The organism is Mesorhizobium sp. M1342 (assembly GCF_040317955.1).
In the GTDB taxonomy this organism is placed as follows: domain Bacteria; phylum Pseudomonadota; class Alphaproteobacteria; order Rhizobiales; family Rhizobiaceae; genus Mesorhizobium.
Genome location: NZ_JAMYLI010000002.1, coordinates 125,361 through 148,298, shown reverse-complemented (window position 1 = coordinate 148,298; position 22,938 = coordinate 125,361). Strand labels below are relative to the sequence as shown.

Genomic DNA, 22,938 nt, shown 5'->3' with positions numbered 1-22,938 from the left:
GTTCGAACCTCTGGTCAGGCTTTTTGTTCCTGGACACAGTCCCGGCCCGCGACGGCGTTTCATCCCATGCGGGTTCTTTCGGCGGAGCCGAACATCCAAGCGAATGCTCCGTCCCCTGAAGAAGAGAATGCTTGTCTCGAAGCCTGTCATTCAGGCGACTTCTTTGAAAGAATGTCCAGCGGCGCCAAAGTCGAGTGTGGGGCCCGGCTGTTCATCCGCTTCGTCAGCGGCTCGTACCGCCGCCGATCACCATCCGCACGCCGAGGCCGATGATGAGACAGCCGGCGAGCCGCTGCTGCCAAAGCCTTGCGCGAGGGTGCCGCATGACCCATGCGCCGGCCGCGCCCGATGCCAAGGCGTAGGCTCCCAGCACCAGCACACCGGTTATCTTCTGTGTTGCGCCAAGCAGCACCAGCTGCAACGTGACGGAGCCCCCATGCGGATCGACAAATTGCGGCAGGAACGCAACCATGAACATCAAAGGCCAGGGATTGCTCAGATTGGCGATCATTCCTTCCCGGGCGGCGGCGAGCGGCCGCAGGGCCTTGAGGTCACCCGTGGGAATGGTTGCCGAGGATGAAAGCAGCAGCCGGACACCCAGCCAGACGATGTAGGCCGCCCCGGCCCATCGAAGCAGATTGAACGCCAGGGGCGAGGCGTGGACAAGCGAGGACAGGCCAAATGCAATCAGCGGAAGCTGCACCAGTCCGGCGCCCAGCGTCATGCCGAGCACCGTGAACAGCGCCACGCCGCGCCCCTGTCCGATGCCGCGTGCCATCACCAGCATGCTGTCGGGGCCTGGCGGCATCTGTATCAGAATGACGGTTCCGACAAAAGCTATCCACAATGAGGGATCGATGGGACATCTCCGCTCGCGTTGCCGATGACATCAAAGCGGCCAGCCGTCCTCCGGGTTCCGCGGCAAACGAAAATGTCCCATCGCGAAGAACCAGGCAGAACCGTCAGATGGAACACGGTGCCAGTCCTGGAGGTTGAAAAGCCGAAGCCGTTCCTAAACCGGTTTTGGAGGCCTGACCCGTGCATGAACCGATAAACGCCTTCCCGCTCCCGCTGGACACTCCTCCGATGGAGGCCAGGCTTGCCGATGAAATCCCCAGGGACGGGAACCGCTGGCAGTACGAGCCCAAATGGGACGGATTTCGCTGCCTGGCTTTCAAGAGCGACAACGCCGTTGACCTGCGCGCCAAATCCGGCAAGCCGCTCGGCCGCTATTTTCCAGAAATCACGGAGATTTTGCGTGACCTCAAGCGCGGGCACTTCGTCATCGACGGCGAGATTGTCATTGAGGTTGACGGTGAGCTTTCCTTCGAAGCGCTGCAGATGCGCCTTCACCCAGCACAAAGCAGAATCCGCAAACTGAGTTCGCAGACGCCTGCCAGTCTGATCCTCTTCGACATGCTTGCCAGGCCGGGCGGCGAGGTCATCACGGGCAAGCCACTTGTGGAAAGGCGGCGAGCGATCGAGGACTTCGTGACCTCCTCGAACAGTCCAGATCTTCGCCTGTCGAAGTGCGCTTATGATGCAGCCACGGCGGCTCGATGGCTAAACGGCGCTGGCCATGCATCGACCGACGGCATCGTGGCCAAAGTGCTCGATGAGCATTATCTGTGCGGCGAACGTGCGATGGTGAAGGTAAAGCCGAGGCGCACCGCCGATTGCGTTGTCGGCGGTTTCCGCTATCTCGCGGACAGTCGTGAGGTCGGCTCGCTGCTCCTCGGCCTCTACAATGACGACGGCAAGCTCGATCACGTCGGCTTCACGTCGACCATCGCCAGGACCGACAGAGGAGCGCTCACGCGCCGGCTGGAAGGGCTGCGGTCAGAGCCCGGATTCACCGGCAAGGCGCCCGGCGGCCCGAGCCGCTGGAGCACGGAGCGCAGCGGACAATGGGAACCCCTGGAACCTGAACTGGTGGTGGAGGTCCGCTTCGACCACGTTACCGGCAATCGGTTTCGCCACGGCACCAAACTGCTGCGCTGGCGCCCCGACAAGGCGCCACGGCAATGCACGTTCGAGCAGATCGAATAGACCGCTCCGGGGAGATCGCTTCCAGAAACCTGTCACGATTTATTGTGACGAAGGAACCAACTCGGGATTCACCGGTTCGGACACCATCCGCCGGAGCTACCCTGACATGCCAAATGCAGCAGAAATTCTCATCGATACGCTCGTCGCCTGGGACGTGGAGGTGGTGTTCGGCTTGCCGGGAGACGGCATAAACGGCGTCATGGAAGCGTTGCGGACGCGGCGCGACAAGATTGCCTTCGTTCAGGTCCGGCATGAAGAATCGGCTGCCTTCATGGCATGTGCGTATGCCAAGTGGACAGGTAAGCTGGGCGTGTGCCTTGCGACGTCCGGTCCCGGCGGAACACATCTTCTGACCGGCCTCTATGACGCCAAGCTCGACCAGGCTCCGGTGCTGGCGATTACGGGCATGCAGTTCCACGATCTGATCGAGACGTTCACGCAACAGGATGTCGATCTGACGCGCGTGTTCAATGATGTCTCCGTTTATAACGCCCATGTTGCCGATGCCGCGCATATGGAAAACGTCGCCAGCCTTGCCTGCCGAACCGCGCTGGCGCGCAAGGGCGTCGCACATCTTTCGATTGCCAGCGACATCCAGGAGCAGGAGCGCGATCCGTCGAAGCGCTCCAAGCGCAATCGCCCGGCGCACACGCCGCAGGATATGTTCGCCGCTCACAGCGTACCGCTGGACGTTGAGCTCGACAAAGCCGCCGACATTCTCAATGACGCTTCGCGGGTTGCGATCCTGGCCGGACGCGGCGCCATCGGCGCGGCCGCCGAACTCGAACACACGGCGCGCCTGCTGCAGGCGCCTGTCGCGAAGGCCTTGCTGGGCAAGGCGGTGCTGCCGGACGACCATCCCTACACCACCGGCGGGATCGGCATTCTTGGAACCCTGGCTTCGCAAGAGGCGATGGAGAGCTGTGACGCGGTGCTGATTGTCGGTTCGACCTTTCCCTATATCGAATACTACCCGCAGCCCGGGCAGGCCCGTGGCGTCCAGATCGACTGCGATGCGCAGCGGATCGGCTTGCGCTTTCCAGTCGAAGCCGGCCTTGTCGGCGACGCGGCCGAGACATTGCGCGCGCTCAACCAACGTCTGACGCAGAAGCCCTCCGATGAGTTCCTGCACCGTTCCCAAGAGACCATGAGAAAATGGCGCGAGATGATGCGGCAGTCGGAAGACATGCAGGCGCAACCCTTGAAGCCACAGGCGATTGCCCGGGCGTTCGGACAACGGTTGGCCGACGACACGGTGCTGGCCACGGATTCCGGTCAGAACACGGAACTGGCCGCCCGCCATGTCGATCTTCGCAGCGGCCAGGCATTTGGGGTGTCCGGATCGCTGGCGTCGATGGCTTGCGGTCTCGCCTACGCCATCGCTGCCGGCATAGCATTCCCCGGTCGCCCGATTGCCGCCATCGTCGGCGATGGCGGCTTTGCCATGCAGCTCGGCGAATTCTCGACGGCGGTGCGCTACAAGATCCCGCTGAAGGTTCTGGTGATCAAGAACAACATGCTCAATCAGATCGCCTGGGAGCAGATGATGTTTCTGGGGAATCCGCAATTCGGCTGCGAATTGCAGCCGATCGATTTTGCCATGGCGGCGGAAGCAATGGGCGCCAAGGGTTTTCGCATCGAGCGGACCGATCAGATCGAGACGGTTCTCGACCAGGCTTTCGCCACGGAAGGCCCTGTCGTGATCGAAGCGCTGGTCGATGCCTATGAGCCGCTGATGCCGCCCAAAATGCCGGCAGACTATGCCAAGAACTTCCGCCAGGCCCTGCCGCGAACACCGGGACACGAACGCATAGAAGAAAATATCGCCCGGGAGCCGGCGAAATCGACGATGGACGCCTAGAGGCGGCGCAAGGAGGTGGGAACAGCGCGCCTCCTTGGCTTCATTCTGGATCTTTCCAGATGAACCGGTGCTCTTCCGGGTGACGGATGCGGATCATGAGCTTCGACGCGCTTTTTTCGACCTCCATCTGCTACGGTAACGGCGCTCCGCAGGCCGGTTGGACTCTGGCGCTCCCCATCACATTGCCACTGGCGGCAATCCTTTTGCTGTATGTTGCCGGCGCCAACCGACTGTGGCGACGGAGCGGACGCGGACGTCGCTTGCGATCACGGCAGGCCTTCCAGTTTGCTGCCGGCTGGGCCGTCCTGGCGTTCGCCCTTGTAAGCCCGATCCATGCGTTGGGCGAACATGTGTTTGCGGCGCACATGATCGAGCATGAATTGCTGATGGTGGTCGCAGCGCCTCTGCTGGTTACCTCCCGCCCGACAGCGGCGATGATGTGGGCACTGCCGGTACAACTGCGCCAGATATTCGGAGCGGCCGGACATGCAAATACGCTTCGGGCGATCTGGGCGTTCATCAGCCGCCCTGTGGTCGCGACCGTCCTGCACGGAGCCGCGATATGGATTTGGCATCTCCCGGCGCTGTTCGAGGCTGCCCTCCAGCAGGGTTTCCTGCACTATGCCCAGCACGCGAGCTTCCTCGGCACCGGGCTTTTGTTCTGGTGGGTGCTGCTGCCTCGCCCTGGCCGCGAGCACGCTCGCGGCAATGCGGTGATGCATCTCTTCTTCACCTCGCTCCACACCGGGCTGCTCGGGGCTTTGCTCGTTGTCTCGCCAAAGCTGTGGTATCCGGCCAACGCCGTCGGCTCGGATCTGTGGGGGCTCAGCCCGCTCGAGGACCAGCAACTTGCAGGCTTGATCATGTGGATTCCCGCTGGCCTGATCTATGGCGGAGCCGCACTGCTCTTGGTCGCTTTCTGGATTCAAACGAGCAGTCGGCGGCATCAGGCTCCCCAGGAGTTGCGCATCGTCTAACCCGCACCGCTTCACGTCGGTTTTCGCCGGGGCGGTGTTGCCAAGCATCCTTTTTCAGTCAGCTGCGTTATGGCCTTGGCAACGATGGTGGATCCTTCATGGCGAGGTGCATGAGTCCGTTGGCCGGCTCTCGCAGGCGGACACGACCGCGAATGTCGCTTGCCTTTACATGTCCAACGCAAATCCTGACTGACATTGTTCCGGGAAAGGCCGCGCAACAGCGTTTGAGGTGGGTCAGCGCAGCGCCGATGTTGGTATTGGCAGGATGCGGCGATCGGCAGTCGGCCCTCCATGCACACGGTGCGAACGCCCGGAGAATCCTTGATCTGATCTGGTCTTTCAGCGCAGTCGCGGTGGCCACGTGGCTGCTTGTCATGCTGGTCTTGGCGGCAGCGCTTTTGCATCGCCGCCTGTCCGAGACAACGCGCTCGCCGCTCGAGATCGATTCACATCAGGAGCGCCGATTTACCCGCGCTGTCGGCAGCGCCATTGCGTTGACCGTTCTGGTGCTCGTCATGATGACGATAGCGAGTTTTTTCGCCGGCAAATCCATTGCTTCGCTGAGCGGAACGGAAACGCTTGCCGTGCGGATCACGGGGCACCAATGGTGGTGGGAGGTCCGGTATGCCGGTAATGATCCCTCGCAATCGATCGTCACGGCAAATGAAATCCATGTCCCGGTTGGCGAACCGGTCAAGGTCGAACTCGATTCGCTCGATGTCATTCATAGCTTCTGGGTGCCGAACCTTGCCGGTAAGCGCGATCTCATTCCGGGCCGGCTAAGCCAGCTTACCCTCATCGCCGATAAGCCCGGCATCTATCGTGGCCAGTGTGCCGAATTCTGCGGCTATCAGCACGCCCATATGGCCATCACCGTCATCGCGGAAAGCCGCGAAGCGTTCGAAGCATGGCAATCCAGGCAAAACGCCGTCGCATCGGCGCCTGGCGGCGAGGAAGAACGCCGCGGCCAACAGGCATTTCTTTCCACCGGCTGTGCGCTCTGCCATACGATAAGAGGCACGCCTGCCAGCGGAACGGTCGGACCTGATCTTACCCATCTCGCCAGCCGACGTGCACTGGCCGCGGATACGCTGGCCATGACCCCTGGCGCACTCGCCGCCTGGATTGCCGATCCACAGTCGATAAAGCCTGGCGCCAAGATGCCGCGCATTGCCCTTAGCGCCGACGATCTCAACGCGGTCGTCACCTATCTCGGAAGCCTCGAATGAGCGGCATTGCGGGAAAGCCGGCCGAGCATACCGAGCAGGGCTTGAAAGGCATCCGTGACACCGGCCTCGAAGAGGTGAGACTGCGCGCTTTTCTGGCGCATGCCTGGCGAACGCCGAAAGGCTTCTACGGCTGGCTGGTCACGGTCGATCACAAGCTGATCGGACGGCGCTATATCGTGACGGCTTTCCTGTTTCTCATCCTTGCGGGTCTATCAGCGCTCGCCATGCGTTTCCAGCTTGCCCAGCCTGAGGCCGGCCACATCGGCCCCGATCTCTACAACCAGCTGTTCACCATGCATGGCACGACGATGATGTTTCTGTTCGCCGTGCCGGTGATGGAAGCTTTCGCCATTTACCTGGTGCCGCTGATGATCGGCACTCGCAATGTCGCCTTTCCGCGGCTCAATGCATTCAGCTACTGGGTCTATCTTTCCGGCGGGCTGATGATCTGGATCGCCTTTGCCTTCGAAACCGGTGCGGATGCCGGCTGGTTTTCCTACGTACCGCTCGCCGGACCCGAATATGGCATCGGCAAGCGCCCCGATTTTTGGGCGCAGATGGTGACCTACACTGAAGTGTCCGCGCTCGCGGTAGCGGTCGAGATCATCGCGACAGTGTTCAAACAACGTGCTCCCGGCATGTCGCTCGACCGCATCCCGCTCTATGTCTGGTCCGTCCTCGTTACGGCTTTCGTCATCCTGTTCGCCATGCCGGCCGTGATGGTCTCGAGTACAATGCTGATCCTGGACCGCCTGGTCGGCACGAAATTTTTCGATCCCGCAGCAGGCGGCGATGCACTGCTGTGGCAGCATCTGTTCTGGTTCTTCGGCCATCCCGAGGTCTACATAATCTTCATTCCGGCGACCGGCTTCGTCTCCGCGATCCTGCCGACCTTCGTTCGCCGCCCGATCTTCGGCTATCTCGGCATCGTCCTGTCGTTGATCTCGATCGGTTTTCTTTCCTTCGGCCTGTGGGTGCACCACATGTTCGCTACCGGCCTGCCGCAGCTCGGCGAAAGCTTCTTTACCGCTTCCTCGATGATGATCGCCATTCCGAGCGGCATTCAGATCTTCTGCTGGATTGCGACGATCTGGGGCGGCCGGCCGATCTTCGCCACGCCCATGCTTTTCGTGCTCGGCTTCATCTTCACCTTTGTGATCGGCGGCCTGACCGGGGTCATGGTCGCCTCGGTGCCGCTCGACCTGCAGGTGCACGACACCTATTTCGTGGTTGCCCATTTCCACTATGTGCTGGTCGGGGGCGCCGTCTTCCCCCTGCTCGGCGCCGTTTATTACTGGTTTCCCAAGATCACCGGACGCATGCTGTCGGAGAGGCTCGGCCGCTGGAATTTCTGGCTCGTCTTCCTCGGGTTCAATCTCACCTTCTTCCCCATGCATATTCTCGGTCTGCAAGGCATGCCGCGCCGCGTTTATACGTATCCGCCGGCGAGCGGCTGGGGCGAGATGAACCTCCTCATCAGCCTCTCTTCACTGGTGGTGTTCGCCGGCTTTGCGCTTTTCTTCCTGAACCTCCTGCTCAGCCTTCGCAACGGCCGCATTGCCGGAGACAATCCCTGGGGCGCGAGCACGCTCGAATGGGCGACGACGTCGCCGCCGCCCTCCTACGATTTTTCGCGGCTGCCCGTGGTAACTCACCGCGAACCGCTTTGGGCCGAGCCCGATACGCTTCCCGTGGTCGAGGGTCTGCGTGTCGACGCACGCGAGGTGCTCGCCGGCACGGTCGCCGATGCGGTGCCGCAACTAAGGGTGCCATCGGCTGACAACTCGATCTGGCCGCTGCTGTCGGCCATTGCGGTGGGCGGCGCATTTCTCGGTTCGATATACACGCCATGGGCGGTGGTCTGGGGAGCGATCCCGGTTTCGATCGGCTTCATCTGTTGGTTCTGGCCGAAAGGCGAGCCGGAGGACGAGGAATGAGGCACCGTCCCGTCGCCGACGTCAGCCACCTGCCCACATATGATTTCGGGTCGGCGAGCCCGATGTGGTGGGGAACCCTTGCCTTCATTGCTCTCGAGGCAACAGGTTTTGCCTTGGCGATAGGCACCTACTTCTATCTGGCTGTGCTGGCCCGGCATTGGCCCATCGGAGCCCCGGCGCCAGATTTGCTGCCGGGCACGGCAGCGTTGATTATTCTGGTTGCGAGCGTCGTGCCCAACCACCTGATCGAGTTTTGGGCGCGTCGCCAGGACCTCGCGAAAGTTCGCCTTGGCATGGTCGTCATGTCGATCGTCGGGATTCTTCCGCTGATCGTTCGCATCTGGGAATTTCCGGCTCTGCGGATTTCCTGGGATCAGAACGCTTACGGATCGATCGTGTGGTTCCTGCTTGGACTGCATACGACGCATCTTCTTACCGATGTCGGCGACACGATCGTCCTGGCGGTTCTCATGTTCACGCAAAAAGGCAAGGCGGGCCGCCGCTTCAGCGACGTCTCGGACAATGCGTTCTACTGGGACTTCGTCGTCGTCTCATGGGTCGTGCTCTATCTTGTTATTTATTGGGCTCCGAGGATGTGAGATGCAGGCGATCCGTACCGGCGTTTCCTGGGCAGGCCTGGTCAGCGGGCCAGTTGCGTGGGCAATAGCCCTGCAGCTCGATTACTCCATTGCATCCTGGCAGTGCCATGCCGGCTTTCGTCCCACTGCCTTGTTCTCATTGATAGGCGCCGCTGTCGCCCTGGCAGGCACGCTGCTGTCGTGGCACGCCGTTCATGACCGCGGACGTGGTACGATCCCGCCCCGGAGGGCGCGCACGCGTGCGTTCCTTGCCAGGACTTCGGTGGGCGTCGGGGCGCTGTTCACGCTCATCTTGCTGGCGCAAGTGGTGGCAGGGCTGATCTTCAGCGGGTGCGAACTGTGACGACGCCAAAGACGCGGAGATTGGCCATCCACCGCCGGTACGCGCTTTGGCCTGCCACGGGCATTCCATTCCCACCCGTCATTTCTCGGGCGGTCGTACTCGTCTTGTCGTCGTTGGCGCTTTGCACCGAGCTGCGGGCGAGCGAAATCCAGAGGGGTGAATATCTCACGCGAGCGGCCGACTGCATCGGCTGCCACACGTCCAATCCGAGCCGCCCCTTCGCTGGAGGCTATCGCGTGCCGACACCGTTCGGCGATGTATACTCGACCAACATCACACCAGATCTCGAAACGGGCATCGGACGCTATTCCGCGGACGAGTTCGTGCGAGCCGTCAAGAAAGGTATCAGGCGCGACGGAGCCGATCTCTACCCCGCCATGCCCTATGACAGCTTCGCCGCAATGAGCCGCGAGGACGTGCTTGCAATTCGGGCCTATATCCTTGCGCAGCCGCCGATTTCCCAGCCGCGGCCGCGAAACATTCTGCCTTTTCCATTCAACCAGCGCTGGACGGTTGCGCTGTGGAAGCTCGCGAATCTCCAAACCGGCAGTTTCACGCCTGATCGGAGCCGGACCGCCGCATGGAACAGGGGAGCCTTCCTTGTCGAGGTGCTCGGCCACTGCGGTGCCTGCCACACGCCAAGGAATGCGACGTTCGGCATGGATGAAGACCACAAGCTTGCCGGCGGCACCGCCGGCATCTGGCACGCCTTCAACATCACCAGCGACAAGATCGCAGGCGTCGGCGGCTGGAGCAACGAAGAGCTGTCTCGATTTCTCAAAACCGGCGCCGTGCCCGGGAAGGCCTACGCGGGCGGGCCGATGGCGGAAACGGTCATGAACAGCCTGCAGCATCTTTCCGACGACGACATCCAGGCTATTGTCGCCTATCTCAGGGACGTGCCCACCCAACCGGGAGACGAGAAGCAGCCGCGTTTCTCATGGGGTAACGCGGCCGCCGCCGCGGCCGACGGCGATGCTGGAACCGAGGGGATGACGCAAGGCAGCGGGACCGCAACCGGCGATGATCTCTATCGATCGCTCTGTTCGACGTGCCATGGGGCGAACGGAGGCGGATCGCCCGACGGATACTATCCGTCCTTGACCCGCAACAGCACCCCCGGCGCGGCCACGCCCGAGGATGTCGTCATGACCATCCTTGAAGGCGTCAAAGCTGGTGACGTGGCCGGGCGTCAATCGATGGCGGCCTTCGGCGGCTGGCTGGACGATGGCCAGGTGGCAGCTCTTGCAAATTACGTCACCGCGCGGTTCGGAAATCCCGACCTCAGCGTCACCGCGGCCGATGTACGCCAGATGCGAGCAGGAACGACAACCAGCCAGACAATCATGATTCTGGCGGCTCAATCACTTGTAGCGGGCGCCGCCGTGTTGATGCTTGGCCTGCTGCTTTTGCTGGCAAGACGCCTGCGCCGTGGGGCGACTTCAGCGCGCCTCATGTTCGCGCATAGAGATAGGCGGTAATGTCGCGCGCCTCTTGAAGCGACAGATTTGTATTGGGCATGGCCGCCTTCGGGTCTACATCCCGCGCCCTGCTGATCCAGCGCATCATCGCATCCGGGGTGGCTCGCGACGCCCCGATATATCCTCTTTCGACGACGCCTTGCAGGGACGGACCGACGGTGCCATGGGCGCCGGGTACCCCCGGGATTTCGTGACATCCGCCACAGCCGTGGCGGATCATTGCCGGGACGGCCCGGTCAGGGTCGCCACCGATGGCCTGTGCAATGGTGGTTTCCCGGAGATTGTCGCCGCGGACCAAGTTGACGGCGCAAACTACCGGAATAATGACGATTGCCGCGGATACGCCTGCCACCCAGGGCAGCGCGGATGGCATCAGCCTGACGGGTTGTCGCTCATCCGCGCATGCCATCGCAGTCGCAAAACGCGGCCCGATCGCAGCCCCAGGGAAAGGAGCAATGTCCGGCAGCGCTCCGAGGCACCAATCTATTTGTTGCAGTTCTGCACATTCGACGTTGTCGTGCCGGAGGCGGTGTTTGTGTCGGTATCATTGCCCGCGGCGTCCTTGCAGCGGTCGCTCATGCCGTTCGGGGTGGTTGTCGAATTTGTTGCGTTCGGGTCAACGGGGGTTGTCGAAGTACCGGAACCGGAACCGGCGGTACCATTGGCATCATTCGTGGTTCCGGGCGTCGTGCCCGAACCGCTGTTGGAGCTTGAACCGTTCGACTGCGCCATTGCCGATGTGGCCAATGTGAGCGCGAGCACAGCGGTGGAGAGAAGTTTGACAATCATGGTGGATCTCCTGGTTGTGTACCGCCACCAAACCAATCCTTTGCTGATAGTTCCCGGCGAAATCGTGTTCAGCGAAATTCCTGTGAAACGGTTTCAGGCTAACGCAGACTGTTAGCCGCGCGACGGCAGTCGGTATAAGCGCCGCTTGTTGCGCCGTCCGGCCGCGGAAGCAGCGCCAGCCGCATATCCTCGCCAAACACATCGTCGCTCACTGGTGGCCGCTGCAAGCGCCCTCAAACGCCCGATCATCCCTGGATCGTGCAGGAAACAGCTCAATCATCGCAACGAAAATCACACCAACGGGCCGAACACGAATGTAGCAAGCAGAACAAGGAAAAGCACAGCGATAACTGCGACCGCCCACATGACAATCCTTCTTGTCCCCCGTTGCTCTTGCTTGCGAGAGATATCTTCTGACACAGTACGAAATCCTTGCTGCAAAATTCAACTGACGATAAGGCTCGGCGCCTGCATGGCCCGGACCTGCCGAATTGGCACCCGGGCCGCGTCTTGGAGTTGGCCGCAGCCGGGGCTCACACGCCTACCAGCCCTGCCGACCGTACCAGTCATCGATATCGCGCCGCACACGGTCCTTTTCGAGGCCGTAACGCTCCTGGATCTTGCCTTCGAGTTGATCGCGCTTGCCGGCGATGCGGTCAAGGTCATCATCCGTGAGTTTACCCCACTGCTCCTTGACCTTGCCTTTCACCTGTTTCCAGTTTCCTTCCACGCGGTTCCAGTCCATGACACCGTTCTCCTTCGGTTTGAAAACGTCTAACCTCGGAGAGCAAACGCAAATCAACGACGGATGTTCCTGGAACTCGACAGCAAGGCGCTTGTCTTGCTCTCACAGGCCGCGATCCATTCCTTTACGCTCAGTCTGCGTCATCAATTGAGGTCGAGCGGAATTCGGGTGGTGGAGATGGCTCCGCCAATTGTCGATACCGGTCTCGTTGGCAGCACCCGCAGCGGAGGAACAGCCAACCGTATGATGGTCAGTCCGGACGAATTCGCCACCGAGGCGCTGCGCATTCGAAGCGGACAAGGACGAGGTGCTTGTCGGTATTTTGGCCCATACGCGCCGGATGGGCGAAGCTTTGTTCGAGCGGATGAACAATCACTCCTGAGCCATTATGGGATCGCCGTCGCGGTTGCGGCAATCCGCTGGTTTCCGTGCGTCCCTCGAGGTTTTGTCAGCTATGTCCCCGGGGTCGGAACACAGACTGGATGGTAGGCCCGGAAGGTCAACGTTTCTACAGAATCAACACGTTGTGGCTGATCCCACTCCTGCAAGGCGGGCAAATCATGGACTGGAGCGGCGGCCTCATTCTGTAAAATCCGGGCGTTGGCAGCTTTGCCAGCTAAGCAGCGACGCCACCTAAATAGGCGCTGATAACCGCTTCATTGCTCGCGAGATCGCTGCCTGGTCCCTCAAGAACAACGCGTCCGGCCTTGAGAACGTAGCCGTAGTCGGCGAATTTCAAGGCGACTTTGCTATTCTGCTCCACAAGCAGAATGGTCACGCCTTCACGATTGAGGCGCTGCACGATGTTCATGACTTCCTTGATCAGTTGCGGCGCCAGACCCATGGAAGGCTCATCGAGCAACAGCACCTTGGGCGCGGCCATGAGGGCTCTGCCGATCGCCAGCATCTGCTGCTCGCCTCCCGAGAGGTTCCTTGCATCGCCATTCTGTCTGCGCGCCAGGATGGGGAAGAGCTCAAAAACATGATCCAGCCGCCGCCGGCGCTCGACGTCGTCGGCAAGCGTGAACGAGCCCAGGTCGAGGTTCTCCCTGATCGTCATGTCGCCGAAAATACGCCTTCCCTCCGGGACGTGGACGAGCCCGCGATGCGGCAGGCGATGGGCAGGGACTTTGGTTATGTCCTCGCCCAGGAAGCGGACACATCCGGAGGATGCGGCAACAAGGCCGGACAGCGTGCGCAGGGTGGTGCTCTTGCCCGCACCATTCGCGCCAAGCAGGGCGACGATCTGGCCGCGCTTGACCGAAAGGCTGACACCATGAAGGGCTTCGATGCCGTCATAGCGTGCGACGATGCGGTCCGCGGAAAGAACGATTTCGGCGTCCATCAGTCCTCCGTACCGAGATAGGCTTCGATGACCCTGGGGTCTTTTCGCACGGCCTCCGGCGGTCCGTCGGCGATCTTCTGCCCATAGTCGAACACCACGATCTTCTCCGACACCTGCATGACCAGGCCCATATCGTGCTCGATCAGCAGGACGGTGACACCGGTTTCGTCACGGATGCGGCGGATCAGGTGAGCAAGGTCCAGCTTCTCGCGCTCGTTCAGGCCGGCGGCGGGCTCGTCCAGCAGGATGAGCTCGGGCGCCGACGCCAGGGCTCTTGCGAGTTCGAGCCGCCGTTGATCGCCATAGGAAAGACCACCGGCACGGCGATGCGCATGCTGCTCGATGCCGACAAAATCGAGCCAGCGCATGCCAGCCGCGCGGATCGTCTCCTCCTCGCGCCGCTGTGCCGGCAAGTGCAGGATCGCCGACATGATGCCGTGGCGGCTGCGGCAATGCTGGCCGGACATGGCGTTTTCCAGAACGGTCATTTCCTTGAACAGCCGGATGTTCTGGAACGTGCGGGCGAGGCCGAGCGCGGTGATGCGATGCGGCGGCAAGCCGGTGATTGGCCGGCCGCCCAGACTGATCGAGCCGCCCTTCGGCTTGTAGAAGCCGGTCAGGCAATTGAAGAGTGATGTCTTGCCGGCCCCGTTCGGCCCGATAAGGCTGTTGATGGCGCCTTTCTCAACCGAGAACGAAATGTCGTGAAGGACTTTCAGTCCTCCGAAACTGAGACGCAGGTCGCGGACTTCCAGCAGCGCCATGGTCAAACTCGCTTGTCCGGCCACAGCCCGTTCGGCCTGAAGAGCATGATTGCCAGCAGCGCAACCGCGGTCACCAGGGGACGATAGGTTCCCGCGCCGCGCAGCACCTCCGGAAGCAGGGCCACGAGAACAGCACCAAGGACGACGCCGGGAATGCGGCCCATGCCGCCCAGGACGACGCCGAGAAGGATGAGCAGCGATTGGTTGAAGGTGAAACTCTCCGGCGAGATGGCCGTCATCTTGGCTGCGTAGAGGCATCCGGCCACGGAAGCGATCACAGCGCCCATCATATAGGCTTGCAGCTTGGCCGTGACACGGTTGATGCCGATGCCAGCGGCGGCGTCCTCATCGTAGCGAACGTAGAACCAGGCTCGTCCCATTCGCGATCGCTCGACGCTCAGACAGACGAAGGCGGTGAGAAGCGCAAGCACCAGGAACGCATAGTAGAAGTGCTGCACCTGCATCAGCCTGAAGCCGAATATCTCCGGGCGCTCGATGCCGATGAGTCCGCTCGCGCCACCGGTGATGTCGAGGTTGCGGGCGATGATGCGCACGATTTCGCCGAAGCCCAGCGTCACGATCGCCAGATAGTCGCTGCGCAATCTCAATGTCGGAGCCCCGATGATGATGCCGGCCACGCAGGCGGCGACCATGGCGACCGGGATGGTAAGCCAGAAATTGAACCCGAATTCCGCGGTCAGGATGCCTGATGTGTAGGCGCCGACCGCGAAGAAGGCGGCGTAGCCGAGATCGAGCAGGCCTGCATAGCCGACGACAACGTTGAGGCCGAGGCACAGAACGACATAGAGCAGCGCCGTGGTTGCCACCTCCGTCACATAGGCGTTGGCGAATTGCGGCAACACCAGCGCGCAGGTGAGCGCCGCCAGGCCGGGCAGCACGACGGACCAGCGCATCAATTGCGGTTGCCCGGCGGTCGGCATGGTTCTCACTTCGTCGGTCATCACACCCGCTCCACGACAGAGCGTCCAAGAAGGCCGGTCGGCTTGAACACAAGGAACAGGATCAGGGTCCCGAACACGAAGACGTCACGCCACTCCGAGCCGACGAAGGGCAAGGACGAACCGAAAGCTTCGAGCAGGCCGAGCAGCAATCCGCCGAGCATGGCGCCCGGCACGCTGCCGATCCCACCTATGACCGCGGCGGTGAAGGCCTTGAGCCCCATGATGAAGCCCATGAAGAAATGGACACTGCCATAATAGGCGCCGGCCATGACCCCGCCGCCGGCAGCGAGCGCCGAGCCCATGAAGAAGGTCAAGGCGATCACCCGGTCGACATCGATGCCCATCAGGCGGCTCGCCCCCATGTCGATGGACACGGCGCGCATCGCCTTGCCGTACATGGTGCGTGAGACAAAGGCCTGCATGCCGGCCATAAGAGCGATGGAGGCGGCCACCAGCACCATCTGCGTGTAGGTGATGTGAACGGTGGAAATATCCACGCCGGCAAAACCGAGGTCCGTGTTGAAGGCGTAATGCCGCCCGCCTGTCAGGGCGAGTGCCGTGCCGTTCAGCACCATCGACGCGCCGAGCGCCGTGATGAGGATGGAGAGGCGCGGCGCATTGCGCATCGGCCTGTAGGCGAAGCGTTCGATGATGACGCCGAGCAAGCCGACAGCCAGCATCGACACAAGCAGGGCGCAGACCACGCCCAGCCAGCCATTGCCGACCCATATGCCGACGAAGGAGAACACGATGAGGCCGACGAAGGCGCCGTTCATGTAGATGTCGCCATGGGCGAAATTCAGGAGCTTGATGACGCCGAAGACCATGCTGTAGCCAAGCGCGATCAGGGCATAGAACGAGCCGACGATAAGACCGTTCACCAGTTGCTGAATAAGCAGGTCGAGCGTCATTGATGCTCCAGGGCAGAATTGAAAAAGTCTTGTCTGAGCGCAGCGTCGGCACACCAGACAATCGGCGGTGACGCCGAGGCCGCCACAAGGCCTGCCTCGGCGTCAATCCGGTTGGCCTTTATTCGGCTACCCACTTGCCGCCCTTGGCGATCACCGGGCGGAAATTCGAGGTCTGGAGCGTGTTCTTGTCGGTGAACTTGATTTCACCAGCAAGGCCCTTGAAGTCGCTCGCCTTGAGCGCCTCGATGATCGCTTTCTGATCCGCCGACTTGGCCCGCGTGATCGCATCGACGATCAGGTCGCCCACATCGTGGGAGAGCGCCGCATAGGCGCCGGCGTCGCGGCCATAGGTTTCCTTGTACTTGGCCTTGAAGTCGGCGGCGCCGGACAAGAGGTCGACAGTCGGGGGAGACAACAGGTACACGCCCTCACCGGCCGACCCGGCGATCTCCAGATATTCCGGTGAATTGTTGCCGTCGCCCAGCACAATGCCGCCCTGGAACCCGGCCTGCCGGAGCTGCTTGGTGAGCAGGGCGCCACCGGCATGATATGCGGTCCAGAAGACAGCGTCGGCGCCGCTCGATTTGATCTTGGTGACGACCGCCGAATAGTCCTGCTCGCCGGCCGTGGTGGTCTCCTTGGCGGCAATTTCGCCGCCTGCGCTCTTGAAGGCTTCGGCGGTCAGCTTGGCCAAGTCGGACGAATAGGCATCGCCTTCGTCCACGACCGCGATCTTCTTGTAGCCGTTCTTCTTGAAGAGCTCGACGGCTGTCGTCGCCTGCATGTCACCGGTTGAATTGGCTAGGAAGGCATTGCCCTGATTGGCGGCGACCAGCTTGGTCGAGTTCGCTCCGATGATGACGAATGGAATGCCGGCGTCACCATAGATCTTCAATGTCGGCAAGACGGCGCCCGAGCAGTAGCCGCCGACGATGGCGGTCACGCCTTCCGAGACAAGCTTGCTGCCTGCGGTCACCGCCTGCTGCGGATCGCAGGCGTCGTCGGCGGTAGTGGTGATGATCTTGTCGCCGTTGACGCCGCCTTTGGCGTTGACGGCATCGATCGCCATCTTCACGGCGTTCTCCATATCCTGCCCCTCACTGGCCAGTTGGCCAGTCATGGGGGCCACAATGCCGATCTTGATGTCGGCAGCCGCGGCCATCGTGGTCATAGCCAGCCCGGCAAGGGCGGTGGCACAAGCAAGCCTCTTGGCAAGCCTCTTGAAGGAAACAACCATTAATTCTCTCCATTTCCCCTGTTGGCGCATCCAGGCGGCGTGCCCGAAATGCATTGTTTCGCCCCTCGGTTAGCTGCGGAGCGGTTATGTTGAGCAAGATCGCTAGCCGGCCACGCGATTTGTCACCCGCAGGCTCTGATCCGCCGATCAGTGACTGCCGCCGGCAGCCCGGGCATAGGCTCCCTGGTAGCGGTTCTCCCGGATGCTCTGCATGATCTCGGCCTCACGCGCTTCTTGCGCCCTGACGGCGGCCAGCAAAGCGGCGGCATCTTCGATTGGAAATGCCACGACGCCATCCTCGTCACCCACGACGATGTCGCCGGGACCGACGACCATGCCGCCTATGCAGACGGGAACATTTATGGCTCCCGGACCATCCTTGTAAGGTCCGAGATGGATGGCCGACCGTGCGAAGCATGGAAACGGATTGCGGCCGATGGCACCGGCATCGCGAATGGCGCCGTCGATGACAATGCCTGCGGCGCCGCGCGACGCCGCGACACTTGTCATGATCTCGCCGACCAGCGCGCGTCCTTCATACCCGCCGCCATCGACGACGATGACGTCTCCGGGCTGCAACAGATCGAGCGCACGATGGATGAACTGGTTGTCGCCGGGGCGGGTCCTGACCGTCAGCGCCCTCCCCGCCATGACGCCGCCCACCCGGTGAAATGGCCGCAACCCGACAGCCCCGGGGACACGGGCGAGATTGTCGCTGATCAACGGCGTCGCCAGAGCGCGGAACGCGTCGATCAGTTCGCTTTCCTGTGATCCATCCGCCATCGTCTGCACTCCCCGTCGTCGGCACTTTTATGAATATAGTATCCAATCACAATTAATTCAGTGGAGTCAACCGGCTTGCAATGGTCGGCAGAAAAAAGCCAAAGCAGCCCATAAACGCCGCCACTTGGGCAAACATGACCGCAAAGGCCCACCCGTCCGGGCTTGCAATGGCGGCAAAGTTCAAGATAGATTGGATAACATATCCATAAACGCCATGATTGTAAAAAGGGAATTGGCTGTGAAGCATGCAGGAAAAGTCGTGATCGTTACCGGGGCGGCACAAGGCCTGGGCCTTGCCTGCGCCGAGCGCTTTCATGCCGATGGCGCCAAGGTTGTGCTTGTCGACGTGCAGGCCGATCGCGGGCGCGAGCATGCCGAACGTCTTGGTGAGCGTGCCGCCTGGCTATCGGCGGATCTCTCCGAATGCACGCAGGAAATGGCAGCCGATGTTGTTGCCAAGGCCACAGAGCGATTCGGCGGTGTCGACGTCCTCATCAACAATGCCGGCATCATCCATCTGGACGATTTCGTCGACTTCCCCGAGGAAGCCTTCGACCTGGTTCAGCGCGTCAATCTCAAGGCGCCCTTCCTTCTCGGGCAGGCCGCGGCAAGGGCCATGATCGCGCAGGGACGCGGCGGCTCGATCATCAACATGTCGTCGATCAACGCCATCCTGGCCATTCCCAATTCCGTCGCCTATGCCGTGTCCAAGGGTGGCATCAAGCAATTGACGGCGGTGATGGCCGTCGGATTGATCCCGCATAACATCCGCGTCAACGCCATCGGCCCCGGCACCATCCTGACCGACATGGTCAAGAGTTCGGTCATGGCCAGCGAAGCGCAGCGCCAGACCATCCTGTCGCGCACGCCGAGCGGCCGCTGTGGCGAACCTTCGGAGATCGCCAGCGTCGCATCCTTCCTGGCCAGCGACGACGCTTCCTACATCGTCGGCCAGACCATCTATCCGGATGGCGGTCGCCTGATCCTGAACTATACGGTGCCGGTGAAGGACTGACCGCCCATGGTTGTCGGTACGCCTCACATCAGTCTTGCGGGATCGGGCGCGCTGCTGCTCGATGGCGTGCAGGGGGCTTTCAGCGATGCCACCCAGGAACTGGTCTGGGCGGTGGCGAATGCCGCGCTGCGCCTAGAGGGGGTGCGCGAGGCCGTTCCCGGCATGAACAACCTGCTGGTGGTGTTTGACCCACTCGCTACGGACGCCCACAGCGTCACGGGTCAGCTGATGTCGCTCTGGGCTTGCACCGATGCCCACGCGGTGACCGGCACGCATCATACCATTCCCGTCAGTTATGGCGGCGCGCGCGGCGAGGATCTCGCCGGCTGGGCCGCACATTGCGGCATGTCTGTCGACGAGACCGTCAGCCGCCACGCGGCGGCCACCTACACCGTCGCCGCCATCGGCGCCATGCCGGGCTTTCCCTATCTGTCCGGTCTCGACCCGCTGTTTGCCTGGGCAAGGCGCAGCACGCCTCGCCTCAAAGTCACTGAGGGCGCCGTCATCATTGGTGGCGCGCAGGCGGGTATCATGCCGATGACTGCGCCTTCCGGATGGCACATAATCGGCCATACCGACGTGAAGCTGTTCAAGGCCGAAGCGGAATTGCCCGTGCTGCTCAGGCCCGGAGACAAAATCCGATTCGCAATCGCAGAGATCGAGGCATGATCGAGATCCTCACCACCGGCTTGCCGAACACGGTCCAGGATCTCGGCCGGCCCGGTCATCTGGCGCTGGGGGTCAGCCATGGCGGCGCCATGGACAGGCAGGCGCTGGCGATCGCCAATCTCATGCTGGGCAATGACCCCTCGGCTGCCGGGATCGAGGTCGCGCTTCATCCGTTCCGGCTGCGCGTGCATATCGACACCGCCGTCGCCATCACCGGCGCGGATTGCGCCGTCAGCGTCGGCGATCGGCCCTGTCCACCCTGGTGGGCCATGACGATCCGCGCCGGCGAGACCCTAGTCCTCGAAACCCCGCGCATCGGTGCTCGTTCCTACATCGCCTTTGCCGGCGGGCTCGATCTGCCGTCCGTCATGGGGTCGCGCGCGACGGATGTGAAAGGCGGTTTCGGCGGTTTCGCCGGACGCGGTCTGTCCCGCGGTGACCGGCTTGCGCTCAACCCTGCGCAATGCCGCCTTCCCGCGGGCGGCATCGGCGCAGCGCTGGAAGAGCGGCGAGGCGCGGCGGACGGCTTGGCCTCGGCAATCGAATTGCGGGTTTTGCCGGCCGCCGAGTTCGACGCCTTCAGGCCGGAGGCCCAGGCGGCTTTCACCGGCAGCGAATGGAGCATCACCAACGACGCCAACCGTATGGGATATCGCCTTGCCGGGGCGACGCTTTCCCTCCTCTCGCCGCTGGAATTGCTGTCCCACGGCATCGTGCCGGGAACTGTTCAAGTGCCGCCGTCCGGCCAGCCGATCATCCAACTTGCCGATGCCAACACCTGCGGCGGCTATCCGAAGATCGCCACGGTGATCGAAGCCGATTTCTGGCGGCTGGCGCAAGCGCCGGTCGGCGCTCGCCTACGTTTCTTGCCGGTCTCGATCGAAGCGTCGACAGAAGCGCTTCGCGCGAACCGGCAGCAAAGTCACGACTTTATCGCCGCCCGAAACCTTATGGCCGGCGAGCAGAGGGCTCCATGAAAATTCGCCCCTTCACCATCGAGATTGCCCAGTCTGAAATCGACGATTTGAAGAAGCGCATCTCGATCTGGCGCGAGCCGGACCAGTTGCAGGCAATAGGCTGGACGCAGGGAACGGAGCACGAGCAACTGCGCCGACTAATGCAACACTGGCGCACTGGCTTCGATTGGCGCAAGCAGGAAGCCGCCTGGAACATCCATCCGCACTACCAGACGGATATCGGCGGCGAAACCCTCCATTTCATCCATGCGCGCGCCGCTGTCGCAACCGGCAGAACGGTCATACTCACCCATGGCTGGCCAGGCAGCGTCTTCGAATTTCATGAGTTGATCCCGCTTCTGACCGACCCGCTTTCGCATGGCGGAAGACAGGAGGACGCCTTCAACGTCGTGGTCCCCTCGATTCCCGGCTATGGCTTTTCAAGCCGACCGACCAGGCCTGGTCTCAACCTGTTCACCGTCGCCGACCTTTGGGCCGAGTTGATGAGCCGTCTCGGCTACAAACGATATCTCGCGCAAGGTGGCGATCTGGGCGCCGGCGTGTCGACCTGCCTGGCGCACGCGCATCCAGACAGTCTCGCCGGGGTGCATCTGAACTTCATCCCCGGCTCATACTCACCTCCTCACGATCCAGGCCCGGATGGCGACCTAAGCTTGGAAGAACGCGCCTTCCTGGAACGGAAAGCCGAATGGGCGGATATTCATGGCGCCTATGCTCATATTCAAGCGACGCGCCCGCAAACGCTTGCCTATGGGCTGACGGATTCGCCGGTCGGACTGGCAGCGTGGATGATCGAGAAGTTCCGCGACTGGAGCGATTGCGATGGCGATCTGGCCAACGCCGCATTTTCGCGCGACGACATGCTCGCCAACATCTCGCTTTACTGGTTCACCCGGACCGTCGCTTCGTCGATGCGACTCTATTGGGAAACGCGCGCCCGTCCGCTTGCATTCGCGTCCGGCACAGCGATCAACGTCCCGCTTGCAGTGGCTTTGTTCCCCAAAGAGCTGCCGATGCCGCCCAGGAGTTGGGTCGAGCGCGTCTTCAAGGACATCCGCCAGTGGACAGCGATGCCGCGCGGTGGTCATTTCGCAGCCCTCGAGCAGCCCGCTTTGCTTGCACAGGATATAAGAGCCTTTGCCGGCGGTCTGGATTTTTAAAGGCAGCGTTTGCGCGCAGCCAAACCCGAAGGCCAGAAATGAACAATACCGCCCTCACCATCGATGCCTTGCATAAGCGCGTCGATGCAATTTTCCGCAAGGCCGGACTGAACCCCATCCAGGCCAGCGCCATCACACGGGTCATCGTCGCGGCGGAGCGCGATGCCTGCAAATCGCATGGTATCTACCGGATCGAAGGCGCGCTGCGAACGATCAAGGCAGGGAAGGTAAACCCAGACGCGGTGCCCGAACTGTTGCCGCAAGACGCTCCCGCCATTGTGAAAGTGGATGCGAAGCACGGCTTCGCCAACCCGGCCTTCGAACTGGGCCTGCCGGTGCTGGTCGAGCGGGCACGCTCCTGCGGCATCGCCGCGCTAGCGATCAACGATGCCGTGCATTTTTCCGCCCTTTGGGTGGAAGTCGAAGCCTTGACCCAGGCAGGCCTTGCCGGCCTGGCCATGTGCCCGAGCTATGCCACCGTCGCTCCGACCGGTGGCAACGGACCGTTGCTGGGCACCAATCCTTTTGCCTTTGGCTGGCCGCGTAAAGAGCAGCCTCCCTACGTTTTCGACTTCGCGACCTCGGTTGCCGCGCGCGGCGAGATCGAGCTCCACCGCCGGGCAGGCAAGAAGCTGCCGGAAGGCTGGGCCATGGATTCGGACGGCAGGCCAACGACCGATCCCGAAGCTGCCCTGGCGGGCGCCATGCTTCCCTTCGGCGGGCACAAAGGCTCCGCCATCGCGACGATGATCGAACTGCTCGCCGGGATCATGATCGGCGACCTGACCAGCCCCGGGGCGCTCGAGCTGCTTGGCACCACGACGCTTTATCCGTCGCACGGAGAGTTGGTCATCGCTTTCTCGCCGAAAGCCTTCGCCGCCGGCCGGCCCGGCAATCCGCTGGGCCGTGCTGAAGCGCTGTTCGAGGCGATCTTGGGCCAAGGTGCGCGCCTACCCTCGCAAAGGCGGTTCCTAGCCCGCGAGACGTCGGAGCGCGACGGTATCGTCCTCTCGCACCAGGAAATGGAACAACTCGATCGTTTTCTCGAACGGGGGCTCGACACGGTCTGAATCGGTATCGCCAGGGCCAAGATCAATCACTGGAG

24 protein-coding genes are annotated in these 22,938 nt (G+C 62.1%); 14 read left to right on the top strand and 10 right to left on the bottom strand.

Going from position 1 to position 22,938, the window contains the following annotated elements; genetic code table 11:
• Positions 1–223: 223 nt before the first annotated feature.
• Positions 224–808 (bottom strand): LysE family translocator, encoded by a 585-nt coding sequence (locus NKH06_RS02375; protein ID WP_352892101.1) that lies wholly within the window; start codon positions 806–808, stop codon positions 224–226.
• Positions 809–1,038: 230 nt separating this feature from the next.
• Here NKH06_RS02375 and NKH06_RS02370 point away from each other — a divergent pair, with 230 nt between their 5' ends.
• The 8 genes from NKH06_RS02370 to NKH06_RS02335 all read left to right on the top strand — a co-directional run bounded on the left by NKH06_RS02370 (position 1,039) and on the right by NKH06_RS02335 (position 10,476).
• Positions 1,039–2,049 (top strand): ATP-dependent DNA ligase, encoded by a 1,011-nt coding sequence (locus tag NKH06_RS02370; protein WP_352892098.1) that lies wholly within the window; start codon positions 1,039–1,041, stop codon positions 2,047–2,049.
• Positions 2,050–2,155: 106 nt separating this feature from the next.
• The gene (locus tag NKH06_RS02365; RefSeq protein WP_352892096.1) at positions 2,156–3,910 is read left to right on the top strand and encodes a thiamine pyrophosphate-dependent enzyme; all 1,755 of its coding nucleotides are present in this window, start codon (positions 2,156–2,158) and stop codon (positions 3,908–3,910) included.
• 95 nt (positions 3,911–4,005) lie between these two features.
• Positions 4,006–4,887, top strand: a complete 882-nt coding sequence (locus NKH06_RS02360; protein WP_352441946.1) for a cytochrome c oxidase assembly protein — start codon at positions 4,006–4,008, stop codon at positions 4,885–4,887.
• Between the two features lie 152 nt (positions 4,888–5,039).
• Positions 5,040–6,116, top strand: coding sequence for a cytochrome c oxidase subunit II (gene coxB, locus NKH06_RS02355; RefSeq protein WP_352753475.1), 1,077 nt, complete (start codon positions 5,040–5,042; stop codon positions 6,114–6,116).
• On the top strand, positions 6,113–8,053 hold the full coding sequence (gene ctaD / locus NKH06_RS02350; protein ID WP_050592652.1) for a cytochrome c oxidase subunit I: 1,941 nt from the start codon (positions 6,113–6,115) through the stop codon (positions 8,051–8,053). The genes coxB and ctaD overlap by 4 nt, the downstream gene beginning before the upstream one ends.
• Positions 8,050–8,652 carry a cytochrome c oxidase subunit 3 gene (locus tag NKH06_RS02345; RefSeq protein WP_023809500.1) on the top strand — a complete coding sequence of 201 codons (603 nt, stop codon included), beginning with the start codon at positions 8,050–8,052 and terminating at the stop codon, positions 8,650–8,652. Before ctaD ends, NKH06_RS02345 begins: the two co-directional genes overlap by 4 nt.
• Position 8,653: 1 nt before the next feature.
• Positions 8,654–8,995 (top strand): hypothetical protein, encoded by a 342-nt coding sequence (locus tag NKH06_RS02340; protein ID WP_352892092.1) that lies wholly within the window; start codon positions 8,654–8,656, stop codon positions 8,993–8,995.
• Between the two features lie 236 nt (positions 8,996–9,231).
• Positions 9,232–10,476 (top strand): c-type cytochrome, encoded by a 1,245-nt coding sequence (locus tag NKH06_RS02335; RefSeq protein WP_352892090.1) that lies wholly within the window; start codon positions 9,232–9,234, stop codon positions 10,474–10,476.
• On the opposite strand, the gene NKH06_RS02330 is transcribed toward NKH06_RS02335, so the two are convergent.
• The 3 genes from NKH06_RS02330 to NKH06_RS02320 form a co-directional block, all read right to left on the bottom strand.
• A complete protein-coding gene (locus tag NKH06_RS02330) occupies positions 10,448–10,849 on the bottom strand; it encodes a c-type cytochrome (RefSeq protein ID WP_352631297.1) in 402 nt (133 codons plus the stop codon). The genes NKH06_RS02335 and NKH06_RS02330 overlap by 29 nt on opposite strands.
• Positions 10,850–10,959: 110 nt before the next feature.
• A complete protein-coding gene (locus NKH06_RS02325; RefSeq protein WP_128303874.1) occupies positions 10,960–11,265 on the bottom strand; it encodes a hypothetical protein in 306 nt (101 codons plus the stop codon).
• Positions 11,266–11,806: 541 nt separating this feature from the next.
• Entirely contained in the window at positions 11,807–12,010 is a 204-nt protein-coding gene (locus NKH06_RS02320) for a CsbD family protein (protein ID WP_023809505.1), read from the bottom strand.
• 63 nt (positions 12,011–12,073) lie between these two features.
• Between NKH06_RS02320 and NKH06_RS02315 the strand changes: the two genes are divergently transcribed.
• Positions 12,074–12,499, top strand: coding sequence for a Rossmann-fold NAD(P)-binding domain-containing protein (locus NKH06_RS02315; RefSeq protein ID WP_352610931.1), 426 nt, complete (start codon positions 12,074–12,076; stop codon positions 12,497–12,499).
• A gap of 127 nt (positions 12,500–12,626) precedes the next feature.
• Here the strand turns inward: NKH06_RS02315 and NKH06_RS02310 are convergent, their stop codons facing one another.
• The 6 genes from NKH06_RS02310 to NKH06_RS02285 form a co-directional block, all read right to left on the bottom strand.
• Positions 12,627–13,355, bottom strand: coding sequence for an ABC transporter ATP-binding protein (locus NKH06_RS02310; protein WP_023809507.1), 729 nt, complete (start codon positions 13,353–13,355; stop codon positions 12,627–12,629).
• On the bottom strand, positions 13,355–14,119 hold the full coding sequence (locus NKH06_RS02305) for an ABC transporter ATP-binding protein (RefSeq protein WP_352753467.1): 765 nt from the start codon (positions 14,117–14,119) through the stop codon (positions 13,355–13,357). Before NKH06_RS02305 ends, NKH06_RS02310 begins: the two co-directional genes overlap by 1 nt.
• Before the next feature lie 2 nt (positions 14,120–14,121).
• Positions 14,122–15,081 carry a branched-chain amino acid ABC transporter permease gene (locus NKH06_RS02300; RefSeq protein ID WP_245273097.1) on the bottom strand — a complete coding sequence of 320 codons (960 nt, stop codon included), beginning with the start codon at positions 15,079–15,081 and terminating at the stop codon, positions 14,122–14,124.
• A complete protein-coding gene (locus tag NKH06_RS02295; protein WP_023809510.1) occupies positions 15,081–15,992 on the bottom strand; it encodes a branched-chain amino acid ABC transporter permease in 912 nt (303 codons plus the stop codon). Before NKH06_RS02295 ends, NKH06_RS02300 begins: the two co-directional genes overlap by 1 nt.
• A 118-nt stretch (positions 15,993–16,110) precedes the next feature.
• On the bottom strand, positions 16,111–17,229 hold the full coding sequence (locus tag NKH06_RS02290; RefSeq protein WP_245273099.1) for a branched-chain amino acid ABC transporter substrate-binding protein: 1,119 nt from the start codon (positions 17,227–17,229) through the stop codon (positions 16,111–16,113).
• A gap of 147 nt (positions 17,230–17,376) precedes the next feature.
• A complete protein-coding gene (locus tag NKH06_RS02285; protein ID WP_023809512.1) occupies positions 17,377–18,012 on the bottom strand; it encodes an RraA family protein in 636 nt (211 codons plus the stop codon).
• 238 nt (positions 18,013–18,250) lie between these two features.
• Here NKH06_RS02285 and NKH06_RS02280 point away from each other — a divergent pair, with 238 nt between their 5' ends.
• The 5 genes from NKH06_RS02280 to NKH06_RS02260 are packed head-to-tail and all read left to right on the top strand — an operon-like array spanning position 18,251 to position 22,903.
• Entirely contained in the window at positions 18,251–19,027 is a 777-nt protein-coding gene (locus NKH06_RS02280; RefSeq protein ID WP_023809514.1) for an SDR family NAD(P)-dependent oxidoreductase, read from the top strand.
• A 6-nt stretch (positions 19,028–19,033) separates the two neighbouring features.
• Positions 19,034–19,696 carry a 5-oxoprolinase subunit PxpB gene (pxpB, locus tag NKH06_RS02275; protein ID WP_352892083.1) on the top strand — a complete coding sequence of 221 codons (663 nt, stop codon included), beginning with the start codon at positions 19,034–19,036 and terminating at the stop codon, positions 19,694–19,696.
• Positions 19,693–20,673, top strand: a complete 981-nt coding sequence (locus NKH06_RS02270; protein WP_023809516.1) for a 5-oxoprolinase subunit C family protein — start codon at positions 19,693–19,695, stop codon at positions 20,671–20,673. Before pxpB ends, NKH06_RS02270 begins: the two co-directional genes overlap by 4 nt.
• A complete protein-coding gene (locus NKH06_RS02265; RefSeq protein WP_128303869.1) occupies positions 20,670–21,833 on the top strand; it encodes an epoxide hydrolase family protein in 1,164 nt (387 codons plus the stop codon). The genes NKH06_RS02270 and NKH06_RS02265 overlap by 4 nt, the downstream gene beginning before the upstream one ends.
• A gap of 38 nt (positions 21,834–21,871) precedes the next feature.
• Positions 21,872–22,903 (top strand): Ldh family oxidoreductase, encoded by a 1,032-nt coding sequence (locus NKH06_RS02260; protein WP_023809518.1) that lies wholly within the window; start codon positions 21,872–21,874, stop codon positions 22,901–22,903.
• The last annotated feature ends 35 nt before the right edge of the window (positions 22,904–22,938 follow it).